This is a genomic window from Nonomuraea sp. NPDC004186, from assembly GCF_053603495.1.
The window spans coordinates 1-18,115 of sequence record NZ_JBSGFQ010000125.1 but is presented as its reverse complement, the minus strand read 5'-3'; the positions used below and the strand labels follow the sequence as shown (position 1 = coordinate 18,115).

14 protein-coding genes are annotated in these 18,115 nt (G+C 70.9%); 6 read left to right on the top strand and 8 right to left on the bottom strand.

Translation table 11 applies throughout. The features are described 5' to 3' along the window. Nucleotides 1–90: 90 nt before the first annotated feature. On the bottom strand, nucleotides 91–813 hold the full coding sequence (locus ACWEPL_RS54370) for a sulfite exporter TauE/SafE family protein (RefSeq protein ID WP_350727512.1): 723 nt from the start codon (nucleotides 811–813) through the stop codon (nucleotides 91–93). A 69-nt stretch (nucleotides 814–882) separates the two neighbouring features. Here ACWEPL_RS54370 and ACWEPL_RS54365 point away from each other — a divergent pair, with 69 nt between their 5' ends. Then, nucleotides 883–1,581, top strand: a complete 699-nt coding sequence (locus tag ACWEPL_RS54365; protein ID WP_452441211.1) for a thioesterase II family protein — start codon at nucleotides 883–885, stop codon at nucleotides 1,579–1,581. Here ACWEPL_RS54365 and ACWEPL_RS54360 read toward each other — a convergent pair. The 6 genes from ACWEPL_RS54360 to ACWEPL_RS54335 form a co-directional block, all read right to left on the bottom strand. Beyond that, nucleotides 1,562–6,778, bottom strand: a complete 5,217-nt coding sequence (locus ACWEPL_RS54360; protein ID WP_452441209.1) for a type I polyketide synthase — start codon at nucleotides 6,776–6,778, stop codon at nucleotides 1,562–1,564. The two genes, ACWEPL_RS54365 and ACWEPL_RS54360, sit on opposite strands and share 20 nt — an antisense overlap. Then, entirely contained in the window at nucleotides 6,771–8,441 is a 1,671-nt protein-coding gene (locus ACWEPL_RS54355; RefSeq protein ID WP_452441208.1) for a non-ribosomal peptide synthetase, read from the bottom strand. The genes ACWEPL_RS54360 and ACWEPL_RS54355 overlap by 8 nt, the downstream gene beginning before the upstream one ends. Nucleotides 8,442–8,462: 21 nt before the next feature. Next, nucleotides 8,463–9,641: a peptidogalycan biosysnthesis protein gene (locus tag ACWEPL_RS54350; protein WP_452441206.1), complete on the bottom strand. Its 1,179-nt coding sequence runs from the start codon at nucleotides 9,639–9,641 to the stop codon at nucleotides 8,463–8,465. A 55-nt stretch (nucleotides 9,642–9,696) separates the two neighbouring features. Beyond that, the gene (locus tag ACWEPL_RS54345; protein ID WP_452441205.1) at nucleotides 9,697–10,647 is read right to left on the bottom strand and encodes a sulfotransferase domain-containing protein; all 951 of its coding nucleotides are present in this window, start codon (nucleotides 10,645–10,647) and stop codon (nucleotides 9,697–9,699) included. Nucleotides 10,648–10,789: 142 nt separating this feature from the next. Then, nucleotides 10,790–11,962: a hypothetical protein gene (locus ACWEPL_RS54340; RefSeq protein ID WP_452441203.1), complete on the bottom strand. Its 1,173-nt coding sequence runs from the start codon at nucleotides 11,960–11,962 to the stop codon at nucleotides 10,790–10,792. Beyond that, entirely contained in the window at nucleotides 11,959–12,444 is a 486-nt protein-coding gene (locus ACWEPL_RS54335) for a SigE family RNA polymerase sigma factor (protein ID WP_350727519.1), read from the bottom strand. Before ACWEPL_RS54335 ends, ACWEPL_RS54340 begins: the two co-directional genes overlap by 4 nt. Nucleotides 12,445–12,605: 161 nt before the next feature. On the opposite strand from ACWEPL_RS54335, the gene ACWEPL_RS54330 reads away from it, so the two are divergent. Then, complete coding sequence (locus ACWEPL_RS54330; RefSeq protein WP_452441202.1) at nucleotides 12,606–13,988, top strand: cytochrome b; 1,383 nt, start codon at nucleotides 12,606–12,608, stop codon at nucleotides 13,986–13,988. A 54-nt stretch (nucleotides 13,989–14,042) separates the two neighbouring features. Further along, entirely contained in the window at nucleotides 14,043–14,714 is a 672-nt protein-coding gene (locus ACWEPL_RS54325; protein ID WP_452441201.1) for a carboxymuconolactone decarboxylase family protein, read from the top strand. A 16-nt stretch (nucleotides 14,715–14,730) separates the two neighbouring features. Here ACWEPL_RS54325 and ACWEPL_RS54320 read toward each other — a convergent pair whose 3' ends face one another. Then, a complete protein-coding gene (locus tag ACWEPL_RS54320) occupies nucleotides 14,731–15,462 on the bottom strand; it encodes a DUF3592 domain-containing protein (protein WP_452441199.1) in 732 nt (243 codons plus the stop codon). 165 nt (nucleotides 15,463–15,627) lie between these two features. Here ACWEPL_RS54320 and ACWEPL_RS54315 point away from each other — a divergent pair, with 165 nt between their 5' ends. The 3 genes from ACWEPL_RS54315 to ACWEPL_RS54305 form a co-directional block, all read left to right on the top strand. Then, on the top strand, nucleotides 15,628–17,127 hold the full coding sequence (locus tag ACWEPL_RS54315) for a phage tail sheath family protein (RefSeq protein WP_363971150.1): 1,500 nt from the start codon (nucleotides 15,628–15,630) through the stop codon (nucleotides 17,125–17,127). Between the two features lie 26 nt (nucleotides 17,128–17,153). After that, nucleotides 17,154–17,684: a phage tail protein gene (locus ACWEPL_RS54310; protein WP_192784721.1), complete on the top strand. Its 531-nt coding sequence runs from the start codon at nucleotides 17,154–17,156 to the stop codon at nucleotides 17,682–17,684. Nucleotides 17,685–17,696: 12 nt separating this feature from the next. Continuing rightward, a partial coding sequence (locus tag ACWEPL_RS54305; RefSeq protein ID WP_452441197.1) for a hypothetical protein occupies nucleotides 17,697–18,115 on the top strand: 419 nt, incomplete at its 3' end.

Here is an 18,115-nt window from a genome sequence, read left to right as displayed (position 1 = left end):
AGCACCCGCGGCTCCCGGCTGCGCGGAAAGGCGGAGTCCCGTAAGACTTCCGTCACTATTGTCCCCGAGTGCGCGTTTCGCTCGAAGGCGTCAGCCGTTGAGCGCGCTGGCGAGGGTCACGGCCGCGCTGACGAGGAGAGCGGCCAGCACCACCTTGCGGAAACGATCCGGATCGATCCGGCTGAAGATCGCGTTGCCGGCGAACCACCCCAGCTGCACGACGGGCAGGCCCACCAGCCCGATCCAGAGCGACTGGGTGTTCACCTGGCCGGCCACGGCGAACCCGATCAGGCTGAACACGCTCGTGCCGGCGAACACCGCCGAGAGGGTGGCGCGGAACTTGGCGGGCTCATAGCCCATGCCCTGGAAGGCGGCGACCATCGGCGGCCCATTCGTGCCGGTGGACGTCGAAAGCGCACCGGACACGAGACCGACTCCCACCAATACGGGGACATTTCCGGGCACCTTCACGCGCCGCCACACCATCACCGTGCAGCCTAAGACCCCGACCCCGATCAGCGCCGTGAGCAATCGCTCGGACGTCACTCCGTACACCCAGAGGCCGATCGGCAGGCCGAGCACGATGCCGGCCATGGCGATCATGGCCACCTTCCACTCGGCGTGGTGACGCTGACGCACGGCGATCGTGATGGTCATGGCCAGGGCGGACATCGTGGTGGAGACCACCGCTGTATGGGGGTCGACCGCGAGGGCCAGCAGCGGGGTGGCGACGAGGGCGTACCCGAATCCGGTCACGGCGTGCACCGTTGAAGCAATCAGGATGATCACGGCGGCGGCAAGCAGCGTGGACACCTATCACACTTTGCCATAGATCCATTTAAATGATCCAGTATTGTCAGGGGTTAATTAGGAGCGAATTACATGAGTGGTCAGGAATCTGCGAGTTACGTCGTCAGCCCGTCACTCGATGGCGACCAGGCCGTCATCTTCGTTCCCGGTCTGGGAGGCCGGACGAAGTTCGTGGACCGGTGGAACGAACCGGGCCGGGAACCTGTCATCCGCCGGGCCGGCTGGAGCGAGCCGATGAACGTGCCCTCCGTCGACGTCCGCGGCGCGGCGCTCGCGTCCCTCGTCGCGGACTCCGGTGCCACGGAGGTCGTGCTCGTGGGGCACAGCATGGGTGCCCTGGTCTGCCTGGAGGCGGCCAGGCACCTGGAGCGGCAGCTTCGCGGCATCGTCGTCATGTGCCAGTACCCGCCGCATCGCACGCCCGTCTCGCCTCTGGCGGACCTGCCGGACCGGGCGCTGGCCGAGGAGATCGAGGCGCCGCCGCACATCCTGGACACGGTGGCCCTCCCCGAGTACGCACGTCTCTGGCGGTCCGAGTACCGCCTCCTCAACCGCTATCTGGAGTCGGACCCGCGCCCGGTGCTCAACGCGCCGATCGTCGCGGTCGGCGCCAGAGACGATGCCAGCTCCTGGGACACCGAGTGCCTCGACGACTGGAGCCGGTACACGACAGAGTGGCTCTCGGTCCACCTGATCGACGGCGGCCACCAGATCGTCGAGGAGCTGCCTGCCGAGACCCTTCGCGAATGGGTCAGGAAGGTTCGCGGCTGAGCAGCCGTCGCAGCTCGGCGGACAGTTCGGCCACCGTCGGGTGGTCGAAGATCACGGCGATGCCGACGTCCACGTCGAAACCCCTGCGGATCTCCTCCACCAGCCCCACAGCGGCGAAGGAGTCGCCGCCCAGCTCGAAGAAGTCCTCGTCGGGGCGGACCGACTCCACACCGAATTCGGCGCACCACATCTCCGTCAGCCGGGCCTCTAGCGCCGCCCCGTCCGACGGCGTTTCATCCGTGACGCGATCGGGCGATGCGTCCTCTTCCGCATCGTCGTCCGGCGTGACCTCGGGGTTCTTCAGCACCGCGTCCTCGCCCGCCAAGGTGATCGCCACCTGTCTGTGGCCGGGCCCGCCCAGGATGCGCAGCAACATGCGGACCCCGGCCGCGGGCGTGATCCCCGGGTCCCGCTCCTCACGGTAGGTCTCGGGGGCGACCATGGACTCGTCGACGCGGCGCATGGTGAAGCCCCTGACTTCGACGGCGACGTCACCGCCGGCCGTCAGCACGTCGATGTCGGCCACGATCGTGTCCGAACCGCTCGGGCGCCGGCGGATGTGGCTGTACGCGAGCCCCGGGATCGGCCGGTGCACCACGATCGACTGGTACGCGAAGGGCGCGTGCGGAGGCTCGTGGTCGGGATCCCGCGCCAGGGACACCGCCGCGTCCAGCAGGGTGGGATGCAGGGCGTGCTCGTCGAGCTCATGGTCGAACGCCTCGGGAAAGGTGAGTACGGCGAGCTTCGTGCCGGCGTCCTCCCCGGAGATCCAGATCTCCTCTCCCGGCCACCGCGGACCGATGGTGAACAGCCGGTTGTCAGGATCGTTCGCGGGCACCCGCCGCTCGGGCAGCGACGCGCGCAGCCCGTCCAGGTCCACCGTGCCCGCACCGGCGTCCGCCAGCCGGATCTCACCCGTCGTGTGGACGCGGTAGTCGCCGGATGAGCCGGGGGACGGCGAGAGCGGCGCGGAGCGGACGGTGAATCGCCAGAGGTCCTCATGCGGTTCGAAGCCGACCTCGAGCGACACGGGCTCCGGGGTGGTGATCGGCTGCCGGAAGACCATGTGGCGCAGCTGCGCGGGCCGGCCGTCCGGGTGATCGACCGCCTCGCGGAAGGCGCGCAGGACGAAGTCGACCTGGGCCGTGCCCGGCAGCACCGGCACGCCGTTCATACGGTGCTCGTCCAGGATCGGATAGTCCTCGGCCGACAGCGGGGTCGACCACCGGCGCACCTCCGCCCCCGGTCCGGAGCGCCCGGCCTGCGGCTGCCGCCCCTGGCGGGCGGCCATGCCGACCTCGGCCCAGGACGGCCAGTTGATGGTCATCGAGGCGCAGCCGGCCAGGGGCTGGCGGCGCACCAGCGCGTCGAGGAAGGCGTTCGCCGCGGCGTAGTCGGCGCTGCCGACCAGGCCCCTGAGCGCCGCGCGGCTGGAGAAGGCCACGAAGAAGTCGAGGTCCGTCCGGCCCCGCAGCACCTCGACCAGGGCCAACGTACCGTGGACCTTCGGCGCGAGCGTCGCCGACACCTGCTCCCGCGTCCGGAACTGGAGCATGCCCCCTCCCGCCACGCCGGCCAGGTGGAACACCCCGTTGACGCCCCCGAAGGAGTCCGACGCCCGGTCGATCGCGCGCCGCAGCGCCTCCACGTCGGTCACGTCGCAGGCCTCGACGCGGCACTCGGCTCCGAGGGCCCGGATCTCGGCGAGCTCGGCGTCGTGCCCGCCTGTCGCATGGCGACCCAGCAGCAGCAACCGCGGTCGCAGGCCGGTGTCCGCCAGGCCGCGCGCCACGGCCAGGCCGAGGCCGCCGAGCCCGCCGGTGATGACGTAGGCACCCCCGCGCCGCAGGTCGGCAGGGCCCACCCCGCCAGGGACGAGCTCCCGCTCGCCGGGGACCCAACGCCGATCCCCCCGCAGGGCGACGATCTCCGATCGCTCGGGGCCGCGCAGCTCCCCGAGCAGCCGATCGTCGATCGCGCCACCCTGGACGTCGACGAGCTTGCACCTGGCACGCGGGTTCTCGAGCATGTAGCTCCGCAGGAGCCCGAGCAGCATGGCCCGCACCGGGTGCACGGTCTCGCCGCCCGTCACGTCCGCGGACAGCTCGGTGACGACCAGGACGTCGCGGGCGCGCTTGTCGGGCGCCCGCCGGGCCGCTTCCTGCAGCAGCTCGACGATCCGGTGGAAACCGGCGTCGAGCTGGTCGTCGATGTTGCCCAGGTCAGGTTCGGCCGGGTCTCCGAGCTGCGTCGCGTCGACGATGAGGTCCGGGTATCGCCGCGACTCTCTCAGCTCGTCCAGCAGCCGGACGACGTCCGCCGGGTGCCGGGGGCGGATCACGAACTCGTCCGCCGCCTCCGCATACGAGGAGCCGTGCCGCACCCGTAACGCGTCCCACCCGGCCTTGCCGAGCAGGGCGGCCAGCTCGCCTGCTCGTCGCGGATCGTCGGGCAGGAACACCAGCGGCCGGTCCCGGGCGGGGGTGTCGCGGTGCCCGCCCGGTGCGGCCTCCACCCACGTGGGCAGCCGGTACACCGCGCGGCCCGCCGGCTCCCGCGCCTCCTGAGCGGGCGAACCGCCCGGCGACGCCCGCTCGATCCAGTGCCGCTCGCGCTGGTACGGGTAGCCCGGCAGAGGCACGCGTTGCCGAGGACCCGTGGCACTCAGCGCCGACCAGTTCACGTCCGCGCCAAGGGTCCACATCCGGGCCAGCGCGTGAAGGAACGAGGCGCGCTCGGTGGCGCCCTTCGACGGCCCGTTCGGGAGCGTCGGCACCGCCAGGTGCCGCTTGGCGCGCACCTGAGGATGTGACCGTACGAGGGTCGTGAGCGTCCGCCCGGGGCCCACCTCCACCAGCACCCGGTCACCGCCGGACAACACGGCATCGAGCGCCTGCTTGACCAGGACGGGCCGGGTGAGCTGCCGGACCCAGAAGTCCACGCTGCGCAGCTGTGCCGCCTCCACCAGGCCGCCCGCGGACGCGGAGCAGACCTGCCAACGTGGGCCGCGTGGCCGGATGCCGTCGAAGGCCGCTCGGAACCGCTCGGCGGCGCCCGTCATGGCCGGGGTGTGGAAGGCGTGCCGCGCTCTCAGCCGGGAGGCGGCGAGCCCCGTCCCGGCGAGGACCTCGTCCTCGAAGCGGCGCACGTCCTCCACCGAGCCGCCGACGACCGTCTGCCGGTCGCCGTTCACCACGGCGACGCCGAGGCTCCCGAAGAGCAGTGGCGTCACGGTGTCCAGGTCGGCCGCGACCGCCACCATCGCGCCCTGGGGCGCCTCGCCCATCGCCCGGGCGCGGGCGCTCACCAGCCGTACCGCCTCCTGGAGGGTGAACACCTCGGCGAGCGTGGCGGCCGCGAACTCCCCGATGCCGTGACCGAGCAGCACGTCGGGCTCGACGCCGAGCGCCAGCCACAGCCGCCCCAGCGCGTACTCGACGCTGAAGAGCAAGGTGGTGTCCTCCAGGCCTTCCGACGCCCCCTCCCAGATCTGCCGCTGCGCCGGCCCGTTGGCCTCGAAGAGCTCGAAGCACTCGTCGAGTGCCGCGCCGAACGCCGGTTCGGTGCGATAGAGCTCCGCCGCCATGCAGGCGTGCTGCGCCCCTTCTCCCGGGAACAGGAACACCGTGCTCCGGTCCGCCGGCTCCTCCGGCGTGACGATCCGCCTCGCGCGGTCGAGCACGGCGGTGGCCGCGTCGGACAGGCTCTCGACCACCACGGCGCCTCGGACCGGGTGCGGCGTGCGTCCCTTCTGCAGCGTGAACGAGACGTCGGAGAGCGGGTCCGCGCTCTCCCCGAAGGAACGGGCGAGCCGCTCCGGGTAGGCCTCGGCCGCGGACGGCGTCCGTCCTGACCACACGATCAGCTGCGTGGGTCCCGGAGCCGGGGCGACCGCGCGGGGCGGCGCCTCTTCGAGGATGGCGTGCGCGTTCGTGCCACCGATCCCGAACGAGCTGACCCCCGCCAGGCGGCGGCCGGCCGATCGGGGCCAGGGCCGCAGCGTGTCGTTGACGAAGAACGGCGAGTCCCCGAGCCCGAGGAGCGGGTTCACCTCCTCGAGGTTGATGCTCGCGGGGATCTGCTCGTGGGCCAGCGACAGCGCGGCCTTGATCAGCGAGGTGATCCCCGCCGCGTGACCCAGGTGGCCCACGTTCCCCTTGATCGATCCGATGGGGCACTGCCCCGACGTCGCCCGGGCGCCGAACGCCTTCCGCAGCGCCGCGATCTCGATGGCGTCACCCAGCCGGGTCGCGGTGGCGTGCGCCTCGACGTACCCGATGTCCCCGGGACCCACGCCGGCGACCTCCATGGCCCTCAGCACGACCTCCGCCTGACGATCGGCGCTGGGCGCGGTGAAGCCGACCTTGTTCGCGCCGTCGTTGTTGACGGCCACGGCGCGGATCACCGCGGAGATCCGATCGCCGTCGGCCAGGGCGTCGGCGAGCCGCTTGAGCACCACGACGCCGACGCCGCTGCCGAAGATCGTGCCGCCGGCCGCCGCGTCGAAGGGGCGGCAGTGGCCGTCCCGGCTCAGCGGGCCGTCCTGGGCCCACCAGTACCCGTGACCGACGGGGAACTCGACGTCGGCGCCGCCGGCCAGGGCGACGTCGCACTCGTGGAGCCGAAGCGCGTTCACGGCGAGATGCACGGCCACGAGCGAGCTCGAACACGCGCTCTGCACGGTCATGCTGGGGCCGTGCAGGTTCAGCTTGTACGAGACCAGCGTCGAGGCGCTGTCGGGGTTGTTCCACATGCCGGCCGCCATGCCGGTGGCACTCCGCAGCGCCTCCAGGCTGCCGAGGACGCGGCCGATCCCGTAGCGGTTCGCGGCGACCGACGAGAACACGCCCGCTCTGCCGAGCCTCGAAGCGTCGTAGCCGGCGTTCTCGACGGCGGCGTGCGAGGTCTCCAGATACAGCCGCAGCTGCGGGTCGCACGTCTCGGCCTCGCGCCGGGTCAGGCGGAAGAACTCGGCGTCGAACAGGTCGATGCCCTCAGGCTCCGCCACCGCTCGTACGTAGGCCGGGTCGTCCAGCGCTTCGCGTGACACGCCGCTCGACCGGAGCTCGTCCGCGGACGGGAAGCGCACGGCCTCCTCCCCGGCGACGAGGTTGCTCCAGAGCTGCCGGGTGTCGACCGCGGCCGGGAAACGACCCGCCATCCCGATGATCGCGATCGGCTCGACGAGGTCACCCATGTCGTCCTTCTTTCAGGTTCTCCCGCAGGTGATCGGCAAAGGTGTTCAGGGTGGGATATTGGAAGACGAGCACGGGAGAGATCTCCGTTCCGAGACGAACGGAGACCTCCGCCACGAAACGCATGAGAGACATCGAGGTGAATCCCGCCTCGAAGAAGCCACCATCAGGGTCGATCCGGCCTCCGCCTCCGCCTCCGCCTCCGCCTCGGCCGAGAGCGGATTGCGCGCTCTCGTGAAGCACCTCCCACAGCGTCGCCGCCCGGTCCGCACCCTGCCCGCCAGGCGAGTCGCGCACCTCGATGCTCGAAGGCACGACCGCGGGGTCCAGGTAGTCGCTGAGCACCGCACGAACCTCGTCGCCGTCGACCGCCGCCGTGGGGCCGCGTACGACGGTCAGGCGTACGGATCCGACTCCGTTGCCGTCCTCGACGAACGCCGCCGTCGCGTCGACGACGCCGGCGACCCGGGCGGCCGCGCCCTCGATCTCGTCCAGCTCCACCCGCGTGCCGTTGACCTGGACCTGCCGGTCCGCCCGCCGGAGGAAGCACATCGAGCCGTCCGGCAGCCGGCGGACGATGTCGCCGGTGTCGTACCAGCGCCGGCCGTCGTGGCCGGGAGCCGGCAGCGGGGTTCCGTCGGTGTAGCCGAGCGCGCAGGCGGCGGCTTCCACGTGCAGCCGGCCCGCACTGTCGATCTTGACCGAGGCGTGGCCGAGCGCGCGTCCGATGGGAACCGGGTCCTCGCTCGCGACCCCCTCACCGGGCGGCACCTGGTGCATGCACACGACCTGCGGGGTCTCCGACGCGCCGTAGCAGTTGGCGATGGTGGCACGCGGGGCGAACCGGGCCGCCGACCGCAGCGCCGCCGCCGTGAGCCGTGCCCCCACCGAGCAGACCAGCCGCAGGCTCTCGACGGGAAGCCCCGACGAGCCGGCCATGAGCTGGAGGAGGACCGGCGAGCCCTGGAGCACGGTGATCGAATGCTTCGCGAGCCAGGCCGCCGTCAGCCGGGGATCCGAGGCCGTGCGGCCGTCGGGAATGAACAACGTCGCGCCGGTGAGCCAGGGCGCGATCAGCTCCCGCAGGCTGGGGTCGTGGCCGGGCCTGCTGAGAAAGGCGATCCGATCGGATTCGTCCATGGGCAGTTCCTTGAAGAACGCCACACTGGCGGCCTCGAAGGCCGCCCGTCCGACGACGATCCCCTTGGGCCTGCCCGTCGTGCCGGACGTGAAGAGGACATGACTGACTTCTCCCATGTCCTGGCCGTGGAGCTGCCGGCCGGTGTCCAGCGGCTCCAGATCGGTCAGGGCGGGCCCGAAGGCCGCCGCGGCGCCGGTGGCCGTCAACGCTCCGCGTACCCGCTCAGGACCCCAGTCCCCGAGGATCGCCGGGACGGCGCCCGCGCGCCAGACCCCCACGATCCGCGCGACGAACTCCGGGCTCCGCTCCGCCGGCACGCCCACCACGCGGCCCTCCAGGCGGTGAGCCCGCACGGCGTCGCCGACGTTCTCGCTGAGCGCGGCGACGTCGCCGAAGGTGATGTCACGGCCCTCGTGGACCAGGGCGACCCTGCCCGGGTCGCGTGGCACCCGTCCGAGAAGCCCCGGCGCGGCGATGCCGGCCGGGTCACGGACAGGACTGATCAGCTCGTCCCCTCGGCTCACGCTAGCCTCCCTCGGATCGGGTCATAACAGCTCATCCCACGCCGAGTGGAAGTACCGGGGGTGCGCGCCGCGTAGCTCACTCCAGTGCTTCCTGCGCTGCTCCGCCGGCGCGGTGTCGATCCGGCGGTCCGGGCGATCCCCGGCCGCCGCCCACGCCAGGTGCGTCAGCGGGAGCACGGCCGAACCACGCCGGGCCTTGCCCAGCTCCGCCCCGGCCCCGGTGACGACGCTCGACAGCCCCATCGCATAGGCGTGCCTGACGGGTTCGTAGATGGCGGCGTTGAAGTACACGAACGGGTCCGGCGCGTCGTCGTCGAGGCGTCCGAAGTCCGTCACGTACAGCCGGTCACGCCAGCGGCACAGGACTCCGGCGCCGACGACGTGGCCCCGCACCCGGCACAGCAGGGCCGTCGCCGCGGCGTCTCCCAGCGCGGCCGAGTACTGCGCGAGGCGGCGCGTGACCGCGTCCACGCCGTACGCCATCCCGTGCTTGGCCCGCACGTTCACGATCATCGGCGCGACGGTCGCGATGGCCTCGCGGAGAGGGACGGTCTCGGTCGCGCAGGTCCTGGCGAAGAGCCCCACCTCCCTGCGGACGCTGGTGCGGGTGTTCCGTGGCAGCGTCGCGAGGTAATCCTCGAAGCCCCCACCGGGGAGCTCCAGCTCGGTCTGCGCGACGCTCGCCAGCCGGTGGTGATCTCCGTCGCCGACGACCGGCGCGAGATCTCTCCATGAGGAGGCGTCGAGGAACAGGAAGAAGGTGTACGGGAGCCCGCGCTCGACCGCCACGGCGCAGGCGGCGTCCCGAAGCGCGTGCAGGACCGCCGTCCTGGTCGTGGCCGGCAGGGTGCGGTCGACGATGAGCCGCGTGCTGAATCCCGCGCGGGAACCGGCGAGCAGTCCCAGCCGGCCGCCGGGCGGACCCGCGGCGTGCAGAAGGTCCTGGAAGTGGAGCTCCGGCCAGTACAGGAAGTCACCACGACTGGGGAGCGGGTCATAGAGGGGAAGGGCGCCGAGGATCCGGGGGTGCCCGGGTTGACGGGCGATCAGGTAGGTGACGGGCGCTTCACCGGATTGCTCCAGAGCCCGCAGCCACGCGCGGCTCTGGAACAGGTCCCGCGGATCGGCGACGTCATCCCACGCGCGCCCGGCGATGTCGTCCAACGAGGGGACGCGCTCGACCGTCACGAGCCCGGGCACTTCTGGCTGTATTTCTGGAATTTTCTGGTGCGTCACCGAAACACCGCAGTCACGGTCAGCCGGGCTCATGATGGAGCCATTCGAGCAGGTCTGGCTCCGCGAACTCGGCTATCCGGCGGTCGTAGTGCGCTCGATCCTCAACGGTGAGGAACTGCTGCCATTGGCCCGACTTACCGCTGCGGAAAAAGCGTTCGCGATCGCGGATGTAGCCCAGTTGCTCATCGGGTGCGAGTTCGTCCGCGCGATTTCGCATCTGTTGGAACGTTGCTGCCTCGACCAACTCCGGCCACCTGCTCTCGTCGATCTCGATGCCGAGCCGTCCGGCGAGCCGTCGCATCTGGCCGGGGAGGTCCTCGGAGAGCTCGGCGTAATGGAGCAGGATGACGTTCGGCTCCGAGCGGCGGACCCATGCGCGGCTCTGCGTCCAGATCAGCGCGCGCAGCGAGTCGAGGTTGGCGTACGGCGAGTCGTCGTTGTCGACCCAACGTAACAAGTACGTCCGTTCGTCGAGGAGGTCCCTCTCGTCATGACCGTCGACCGGGGCCTCGGCCGCCCCGTTGCCGGGCTGGGCGGCCTGGTGGATCAGCCGGCGGATCACCTCACGCTTGAGGTTCTTGCCGTGGCTGCGCAGGGAGATGGCGACATCACGCGGATCCCGGCCCACCGTGATGTAGGTGACCTGCGGATCGGCCGGGATGCCGTCGAGCGGGATGTGGGTCTTGATGAAACGGCGGTGCCGCTGCGCGGACAGGTGGTCCCAGACCTCCTGCTTCGGACGTACGAGCATGTCGATCCACGGTGAGAGGCTCGACAGCGGCGCGGGCAGCTGAGGCGTCTGGAAGACCAGGAGCGCGCAGATCATCTGGGTCCAGGTGGTGCCGCACTTAGCCGGGGAATTGATGACGATGTCGCCAGGCCGGAATTGGAACCCGTCCCACCGAGAGCTGTCCTCCATCGGTGTGAGGTAACGAGCTAGATGCGTCGTCATTTGTGTGAGTTTAATCACTGAACATGAGTTACGGAAGGTATGTGATTGTGTGTGTTCATTCCGTATAAGAATCGCGATTTGGCCACATTACTGATCTGACTAGACGGGAATTATTCCGGTAAACCTCCCTGTCTGGGCATTTGATGATCAAATCGCGGGCTCACCAACCGCGCAGGGAGTAGGCGGTCACCTCATCGGGCAGTTCGGCGACGCGGGACAGCGCGCCGGTGCCGATGTTCCAGCCGAGCAGCCTGTCCCCGCTCTCGATGATCACCGTGTCCTGGCCGATCCAGCCGCGTACGGGGCAGCCCCCCTTCCCGCACCTCGTGTCAGGAGCGTCGCCCCAGGGCAGGAGCAGCGTCCTGACCACCCGTCCCGTGTCGGCGTCGGCCACGACGACCACGTCGGCGTTCCCTGCCTGGTCGCCGTGGGCGGACGCGGACCTGGCGACGAGGCCGCCGCGCTGCCATCCGTGATTGCCCAGGACGCCCACGGGCATGCCGCCCTCGCCGGTGAGGCCCCGGACGTCCAGCACCACCTCCGACCCGCCCTCCTGGATGGCCGTCCAGCCGCCTTCGCCGGGCGAGACGATCCTCAGGTCGCGGTAGCCCGCGACACCTGTGAAGCCCTGGTACGACTGCCGCCGCGCCTTCCCCGTGGCCAGGTCGAGCAGGTAGTTCGCCTTCTCCTGCTCGACGAGGAGTTGCTCGCCGCGCCAGAGCACCATCTCGTTGAACCCCGGCACCTTGTAGCGCCTGGTCTGGCCGATCACCAGGTCGACGACCACCACCGCGTCCTTCTGCGGGAAGGCGGCCATCGTCCCGTCGGGGGAGAGCGAGTTGGGCTTCAGCGCCGTCCCGCCGTTGCCGGCCGAGTCCACGGAATCACTCAGCTTCACATCGAGGGGGACGCGGCCGTCGGACTTCATCAGGTAGATCCGCCCATCGCCGAACTCGGCCAGCGCCAGGACGGGTCCGGGAACCGAGGTCACGACGGGGATGCCGGCCCACTTCTGCGGCAGCCCGGTCGCCAGCGCGGGCAGCCCCGCCTCGCCGCTGGGCGGCGGCGCCGTGTCCATGGGCGGGGTCGACGGGATCGTGGGCGTGGGGGTGGCGCTGGGGTACACGGTGATGCCGCGCTCGACCGGCTCCGGGGACACGACGATCTCCACCGCGACGAGCACGGTGAGCGTCGCGGCCACCGCGACCGCCGTCCACCGGCGGCGGGCCCGGCTCCGCGTACCCTGCCGCCACAGCTCGCCCGCGCGGGACGGCCCCTCGGGCAGCGTCTCGGCGAGATCGTCGAAGAGCTCCCGCAGCCTCTGGTCCGTCATATCAACACCTCTTCCAGCTCGGGAGCGACCTCGCGCAACCGCTTCAGCGCCGCGTGCGTCTGGCTCTTCACCGTCCCGGGCGAGACCCGGAGGATCGCGGCGACCTCCCCGACGGGCAGGTCCTCGTAGAAGCGCAGCACCAGCACCGCCCGCTGCTTCACCGGCAGCCTGGCCAGCGCGCGGGCGAACACCACCTTCAGGTCCGACGCTCCCGAGGTGTCGTGATCCGCCAGGTCGGGCGGCTCCCCGTAGGCGAATTCCCGCCGCCTCCGCCAGCTGGACGCCACGTCCCTGTACAAGGTGGTACGCACGTAATTGACCGGGTCGGTATGCACTTTCGACCAGCGGCGCGCCAGTTTGATCAGGGCATCCTGGAGGACGTCCTCGGCCAGATGCCTGTCACCGCTGATGAGGATGGCCGCCCGCAGCAGCCGCGGGTGCCAGGCGGTGACGAAGGCCTCGAACGCCTCGGAATCCGTCATGTAGACAAGACGTCCCAGAGGGGGTGAACGGTTGGGGCCTCCGCGAAATCCGCCGGTGATTCGGGCCGTGGTGACGTGAATCACCGTCACCGGCGCCTCTTCGGTGTCACACCTCCCGGCCCGATTTCGTCTTGTGAGTGAGGCACTTTTAGGGGGCTCACATGCGTTCGTTGCCGGCCAAGCGCCGCTCGTTTCAGTTCTCCCACTGGTCGTTCATGTTCGCCGAGATCGCCGTCTGGTCGTTCGTCGTCCTGGCGGTGACCGGGGCGGTGCTGATGGTCTTCTACGACCCCGGCATGTCCCAGGTGACCTATGACGGCTCGTACGGCCCGCTGCGCGGACTCCTCGTCAGCAGGGCCTTCGACTCGACCATGCACCTGAGCCTGGAGGTGCGCGGCGGCCTGCTCATCCGCCAGGTCCACCACTGGGCGGCGCTCGTCTTCGTGGCGGCCGTCGCGGTGCAGCTGCTGCGCATGTTCCTCACCGGCGCGTTCCGCCGCCCGCGCACCGGGCAGTGGCTGATCTGGGTGACCCTGCTGGCGCTGGGCATGGCCGCGGGCGAGACCGGCAACGCCCTGCCCGACGACCTGCTGTCGGGCGGGAGCCTGTGGCTGATCAAGTCGGTCGTGCAGTCCATCCCCGTGGTGGGCACCTGGGCGCTGTCGCTGCTGTTCGGCCCGGACTTCCCCGGTGACAGGGTCATTCCGGTCATGTACGGGGGCCACCTGCTGGTCGCGGTGATCATGGCCGCGCTGCTGATCGCCCGTGAGCTGCTGGTACGGCGGCACGGCCACTCCCGGTTCGTCGCCTCGCTGCCGGCGCGGCGGAGCGTGCGCCCGACGATGGCGCTCGCGACGATCGGCATGCTGATCATCCTCGGGTTCGGGTTCCAGATCGCCCCCATATGGCTGTACGGCCCGGCGACGCCGACGCAGATCTCGGCGGGCTCGGTTCCCGACTGGTACATGGGGTTCCTCGACGGTGCTCTGCGGATCATGCCCGGGTGGGAGCTCACCGTCGGGGACTACACGCTCAGCCTCGCGGTCATCGTCCCCACGCTGGTGATCCCCGGGGTCTTCTTCACCGCCCTGGCCGCGTACCCGATGGCCGAGCGCTTCCTCGCCTCGCGACGCGGCCGCCGCGACGCGCTGGGCCGGCCCAAGACGACCGGCCGCATGGCCCGCGAGACGCTCGCGCACGACCTGCTCGATCGGCCCCGCGAGACGCCGGTGAAGACGGCCGTCGCGGTCGCCGGCGTCACGTTCTACGGCCTGCTGTGGGCGGCCGCGGCCAACGACCAGTTCGCCCACCAGTTCCAGCTCACGGTCGATGCCGTGACGATCTTCTTCAGGTACGCCGTGCTCATCGGCCCCGTCATCGCCTTCGTCATCACCCGGTGGATCTGCCTGGCCCTCCAGCAGACGGATCGCGACGTGGCCGAGCACGGAGTGGAGACCGGGATCATCGTGCGGTCCCCGGACGGCGGATTCCACGAACGGCTGGCGCCGGCGCGGCGGGAGCCGGCGATCACCTCAGGGCGATGACAGGTACGCTCGCCCCGTCCACCGTGACGGCGAAGGGCGAGCCGCGGATCGGCGGTGCGGGCGGCCGGGCCCGTACCCTGCTCCTGGACGGCGGACTTCTTCACCGCACAACTCCGACCTGACACCGGCGAACAGGACATCGACGTGCGCGACACGCCCGCCCCGCGGCTTCCGAAACTGACCGAGGCCGAGCTGAGCGAGGAGCAGCTGGCCCTCTACCGGCAGATCACCTCGGGTCCCCGCGCCGCAGGGCCCCAGCTCTTCGCGCTCCAGGACCAGGACGGGGCGCTCAACGGGCCCTTCGGCGTGATGCTGCACGCGCCTCTCCTCGGCGGCCCGCTCCAGGAGCTGGGCGCGGCACTGCGCTACCGCACGCGGATGAGCGCCCGCACCCGCGAGATCGCGATTCTCGCCGTCGCCGCGGCGACCGGGAGCGACTTCGAGAGGTACGCCCACGAGCGGGTGGGCCGCGCGGCCGGGCTCACCGATGAGGAGCTGTCCACACTCGCCTCCGGCACCTTCACCTCCGCCGATCCCACCGAGGCGGCGGCCTACCGCCTGTGCCGGCGGCTGCAGGACGACCCGCGCCCCCTGGACGACGAGGAGTACGCAGCCGCGGCCGGACCGCTCGGACGCGAGGGTGTCGTGGAGCTGGTCGTCCTCATCGGCTACTACCGCACCCTCGCGCAGCTGATGGACGTGTTCGCGATCGGCGCGCCGCTCTAGCCGGCTCGCGGGCCCGTCAGGACGGGGACGGCAGCGCGTCCAGGTCGATCAGGTTGCGATCGGGGTCGGCGGCGTCGTACAGCACGCGAACGCGGGTCCGGCCCCGCAGGCGGGGACCCGGGTCGTCGCGGAGGTGGTCACTGGCCGCGGTGTACGTCCGGCCCGTCCGCTCGTCCTGCCACGTCGCATGGACGACGTACGGGTGCCGGTTGTTCACCCGCACGCCGAAGTCGCGTCCCACGTGCTCGATCTCCGCCCACACCTGCTGTCCCTGCTCCCGGAGCCAGGCACGCAGCCGGGCGATCCGCCGTCCCTTGACGAACAGGACCGTACCGATCGGGGTGAACACCACCCCCAGCCCGCCGACGATCAGCGGAGCGAGGAACGCCGACGAGAACGACGCGATCCGCGCGTCGGACGGATCGTCCGGGTCGTAGGCGACGGGCACGCTTTCGCCCTTCTGATGGGACGGCGGGTTGCTGCCCGTGGAGCTCTGGAACGCGTACCGCCTGCCGCCGACGGTGAACTCCACGGTCGGGTACCAGTACGTCGCGCGGCGGGTATGGCCGTCGGAGCTCCGGGTCGTGCTGGTCCGCGCGGTCAGCTCGACCACCGTGCCGTCGGTCCGCTCGGCCGAGGTCAGGAAGCCCGCCGTGGAGGCGGCGATCGCGATGCCGACGCAGAGCAGCACCAGCCCGATCAGACCGAAGATCCCGCCCACGATGGTGAAGAGCCGTCCGTTACGCATGGGACGAGTGTGCCCGATCGGCCCCACGAGGGTCGCGGCGGTCCAGCCGGAAACGGCTCGTCCAGGGCCTGGGTGATGGCGCAGTGACGGTGAGGTGACGGCCGGGTTATGGCCTGGGCCGACACTACCGGCAGAGGCTCTGCGGCTACAGGACGAGGAAGGCCGATGGCGACGAGATTCACCTATCCCGGTGTCTATCTTGAGGAGATCGAGAGCGCGGTCCGGCCGATCGTCGGCGTCGACACGTCCGTGGCGGCGTTCGTCGGCCTGGCGCTGGAGGGTCCGCGCACCCCGACGACGATCAACAGCTGGACCGAGTACGACAGCACCTTCGGCGGGCTGTGGACCGGCAGCGAGCTGAGCTACGCGGTCTACCAGTTCTTCCTCAACGGCGGCGCCAAGGCGATCGTCGTACGGGTCGGCGCCGACACCCAGTACGCCACCATCGACCTCGGTGACGGCGTCAAGCTGCGGGCCACGGCCCCCGGCACGGCGGGCAACACGCTGACGGCGACCGTCAAGCACGACCCCGCCGACAGCAAGCACTACACCCTGACGATCAAGGTCTCCGGCAAGGCGACCGAGACGTACGAGATCTCCATCGACGCGGCCCTGCGCGGCAGGTGGCTGGACCGGGCGCTGGAGACCTCCCGGCTGGTCGGGCCGGCCGACGGCAGCGCGGTCGACAGGCGGCCCCCCGAAGGGGACAAAACCGTCACTCCGGCGGCCGACGTGACGCTCAACGCCGCCGACGTGATCGGCGACCCGGTCCGGCGCACCGGCATGCAGGCCCTGCTCGACGTGCCGATCTTCAACCTGCTGGTGATCCCGCCGCAGCTCGCGCCCCCCGCCTCCGGGACCCCCGACGACAGGGACTCGCGCTGGGCGCCGGTGATCGACGCGGCGGCCCGGCTGTGCGTGGACCGCAGGGCGATGCTGCTGCTCGATCCGCCCTTCTCCTGGACCACCGTCGCCAACGCGACCTCGGGGGCGGGCGCGGGGCTGCCGGTCACCGGCGTCGCCGGGCGCAACGCCGCCGTCTTCTACCCGCGCCTCACGATCTCCGACCCGGCGGGCGGCCCCGACCTGACCGTGGGGCCCATCGGCACCGTGGCCGGGGTGTTCGCCCGTACCGACACCCTGCGCGGGGTGTGGAAGGCGCCGGCGGGGGTGGACGCGGCGCTGGCCGGCGTACGTTCGGCGACCGTGGCGCTGACCGACGCGGAGAACGGCGGCCTCAACCCGCTGGGCGTCAACTGCCTGCGCACCTTCCCCGTCTACTCGCACGTGCTGTGGGGGTCGCGGACCTGCCGGGGCAACGACGAGGTGGGCGACCCGTGGAAGTACGTCCCCGTCCGCAGGCTCGCCCTGTTCATCGAGGAGACGCTGTTCCGCGCCACCAAGTGGGTGGTGTTCGAGCCCAACGACGAGCCGCTGTGGGCCTCCATCCGGCTGAACGTCGGCGCCTTCATGGACGGCCTGTTCCGCCAGGGCGCCTTCCAGGGCAGGACGGCCCGGGAGGCGTACTTCGTCAAGTGCGACAGGGAGAACAACCCGCAGGCCGACATCGACGTCGGCGTCGTCAACGTGGACGTCGGCTTCCAGCCGCTGAAACCCGCCGAGTTCGTGCGCATCCGGATCCAGCAGAAGCGTCCCGACGCCTGACGATCGGCCACTCCCTAGGAGCGACATTGGTTCAGTTCTCCGTCAACACCACTCGCCTGGACCCGTACAAGAACTTCAAGTTCCGGGTGAAGTGGGACAACAAGTACGTCGCCGGGATCAGCAAGGTCAGTGCCCTGCGCCGGACCACGGAGGTGGTCGAGCACCGCGACGGCGGCGACCACTCCAGCTCGCGCAAGTCGCCGGGCCGCACCAAGTACGAGCCGATCACCCTGGAACGCGGGGTCACCCACGACCCCGAGTTCGAGCAGTGGGCCAACAAGGTGTGGAACTACGCCAACGCCCAGGCCGGCCCCGACCAGCGCGACCGCGAGGTGGCGCTGGCCTCCTTCAGGAAGGACCTCGTCATCGAGGTCTTCAACGAGGCGGGCCAGAAGGTGCTGGCGTACCAGGTCTTCCGCTGCTGGGTGTCGGAGTTCCAGGCGCTGCCCGACCTCGACGCCAACGCCAACGCCATCGCGATCCAGCACCTGAAGCTGGAGAACGAGGGATGGGTGCGCGACCTGAGCGTCACCGAGCCCACCGAGCAGGACTCCTGAGGGGCGGTCCTGGTGACAGTGGTGGCCGGTGCTGCTGAGCTGCTCGACGCGTGGGAGGCGGGCTGGGACCGCACGCCGCTGGAGCGGGGCCTCGCCCTGCTCGCGGCCGGTACGGGCCGCACCCCCGGCGAGCTGGCCCACCTGACCGTCGGGCAGCGCGACCGGGCTCTGTTCGAGCTGCGCGCCGCGCTGTTCGGCTCCAGCCTGGACGGCGTGTCCACGTGCCCGGAGTGCGGCACGGACGTGGAGGTCTCCTTCGACCAGGAGCAACTGCTCGACCCGCCGTCCTCGGCACCGTGCCGGCTGCCCACCAGCGCCGACGTCGCCGCCGCGCTGTCCGAGCGCGACCCGTGCGAAGCCCTCGTCGGCCGCTGCTCCGAAGCGGAGGACATCGAGAAGTGGGGCGCGGCCTGGGCCGGGGGCGCGGCGGG

Coding starts and splice junctions, on each gene's coding strand:
- ACWEPL_RS54315 (WP_363971150.1), top strand. CDS start 15,628: ATGGCGACGAGATTCACCTATCCCGGTGTCTATCTTGAGGAGATCGAG.
- ACWEPL_RS54330 (WP_452441202.1), top strand. CDS start 12,606: ATGCGTTCGTTGCCGGCCAAGCGCCGCTCGTTTCAGTTCTCCCACTGG.
- ACWEPL_RS54365 (WP_452441211.1), top strand. CDS start 883: ATGAGTGGTCAGGAATCTGCGAGTTACGTCGTCAGCCCGTCACTCGAT.
- ACWEPL_RS54320 (WP_452441199.1), bottom strand. CDS start 15,462: ATGCGTAACGGACGGCTCTTCACCATCGTGGGCGGGATCTTCGGTCTG.
- ACWEPL_RS54335 (WP_350727519.1), bottom strand. CDS start 12,444: ATGACGGATTCCGAGGCGTTCGAGGCCTTCGTCACCGCCTGGCACCCG.
- ACWEPL_RS54360 (WP_452441209.1), bottom strand. CDS start 6,778: ATGGGTGACCTCGTCGAGCCGATCGCGATCATCGGGATGGCGGGTCGT.
- ACWEPL_RS54340 (WP_452441203.1), bottom strand. CDS start 11,962: ATGACGGACCAGAGGCTGCGGGAGCTCTTCGACGATCTCGCCGAGACG.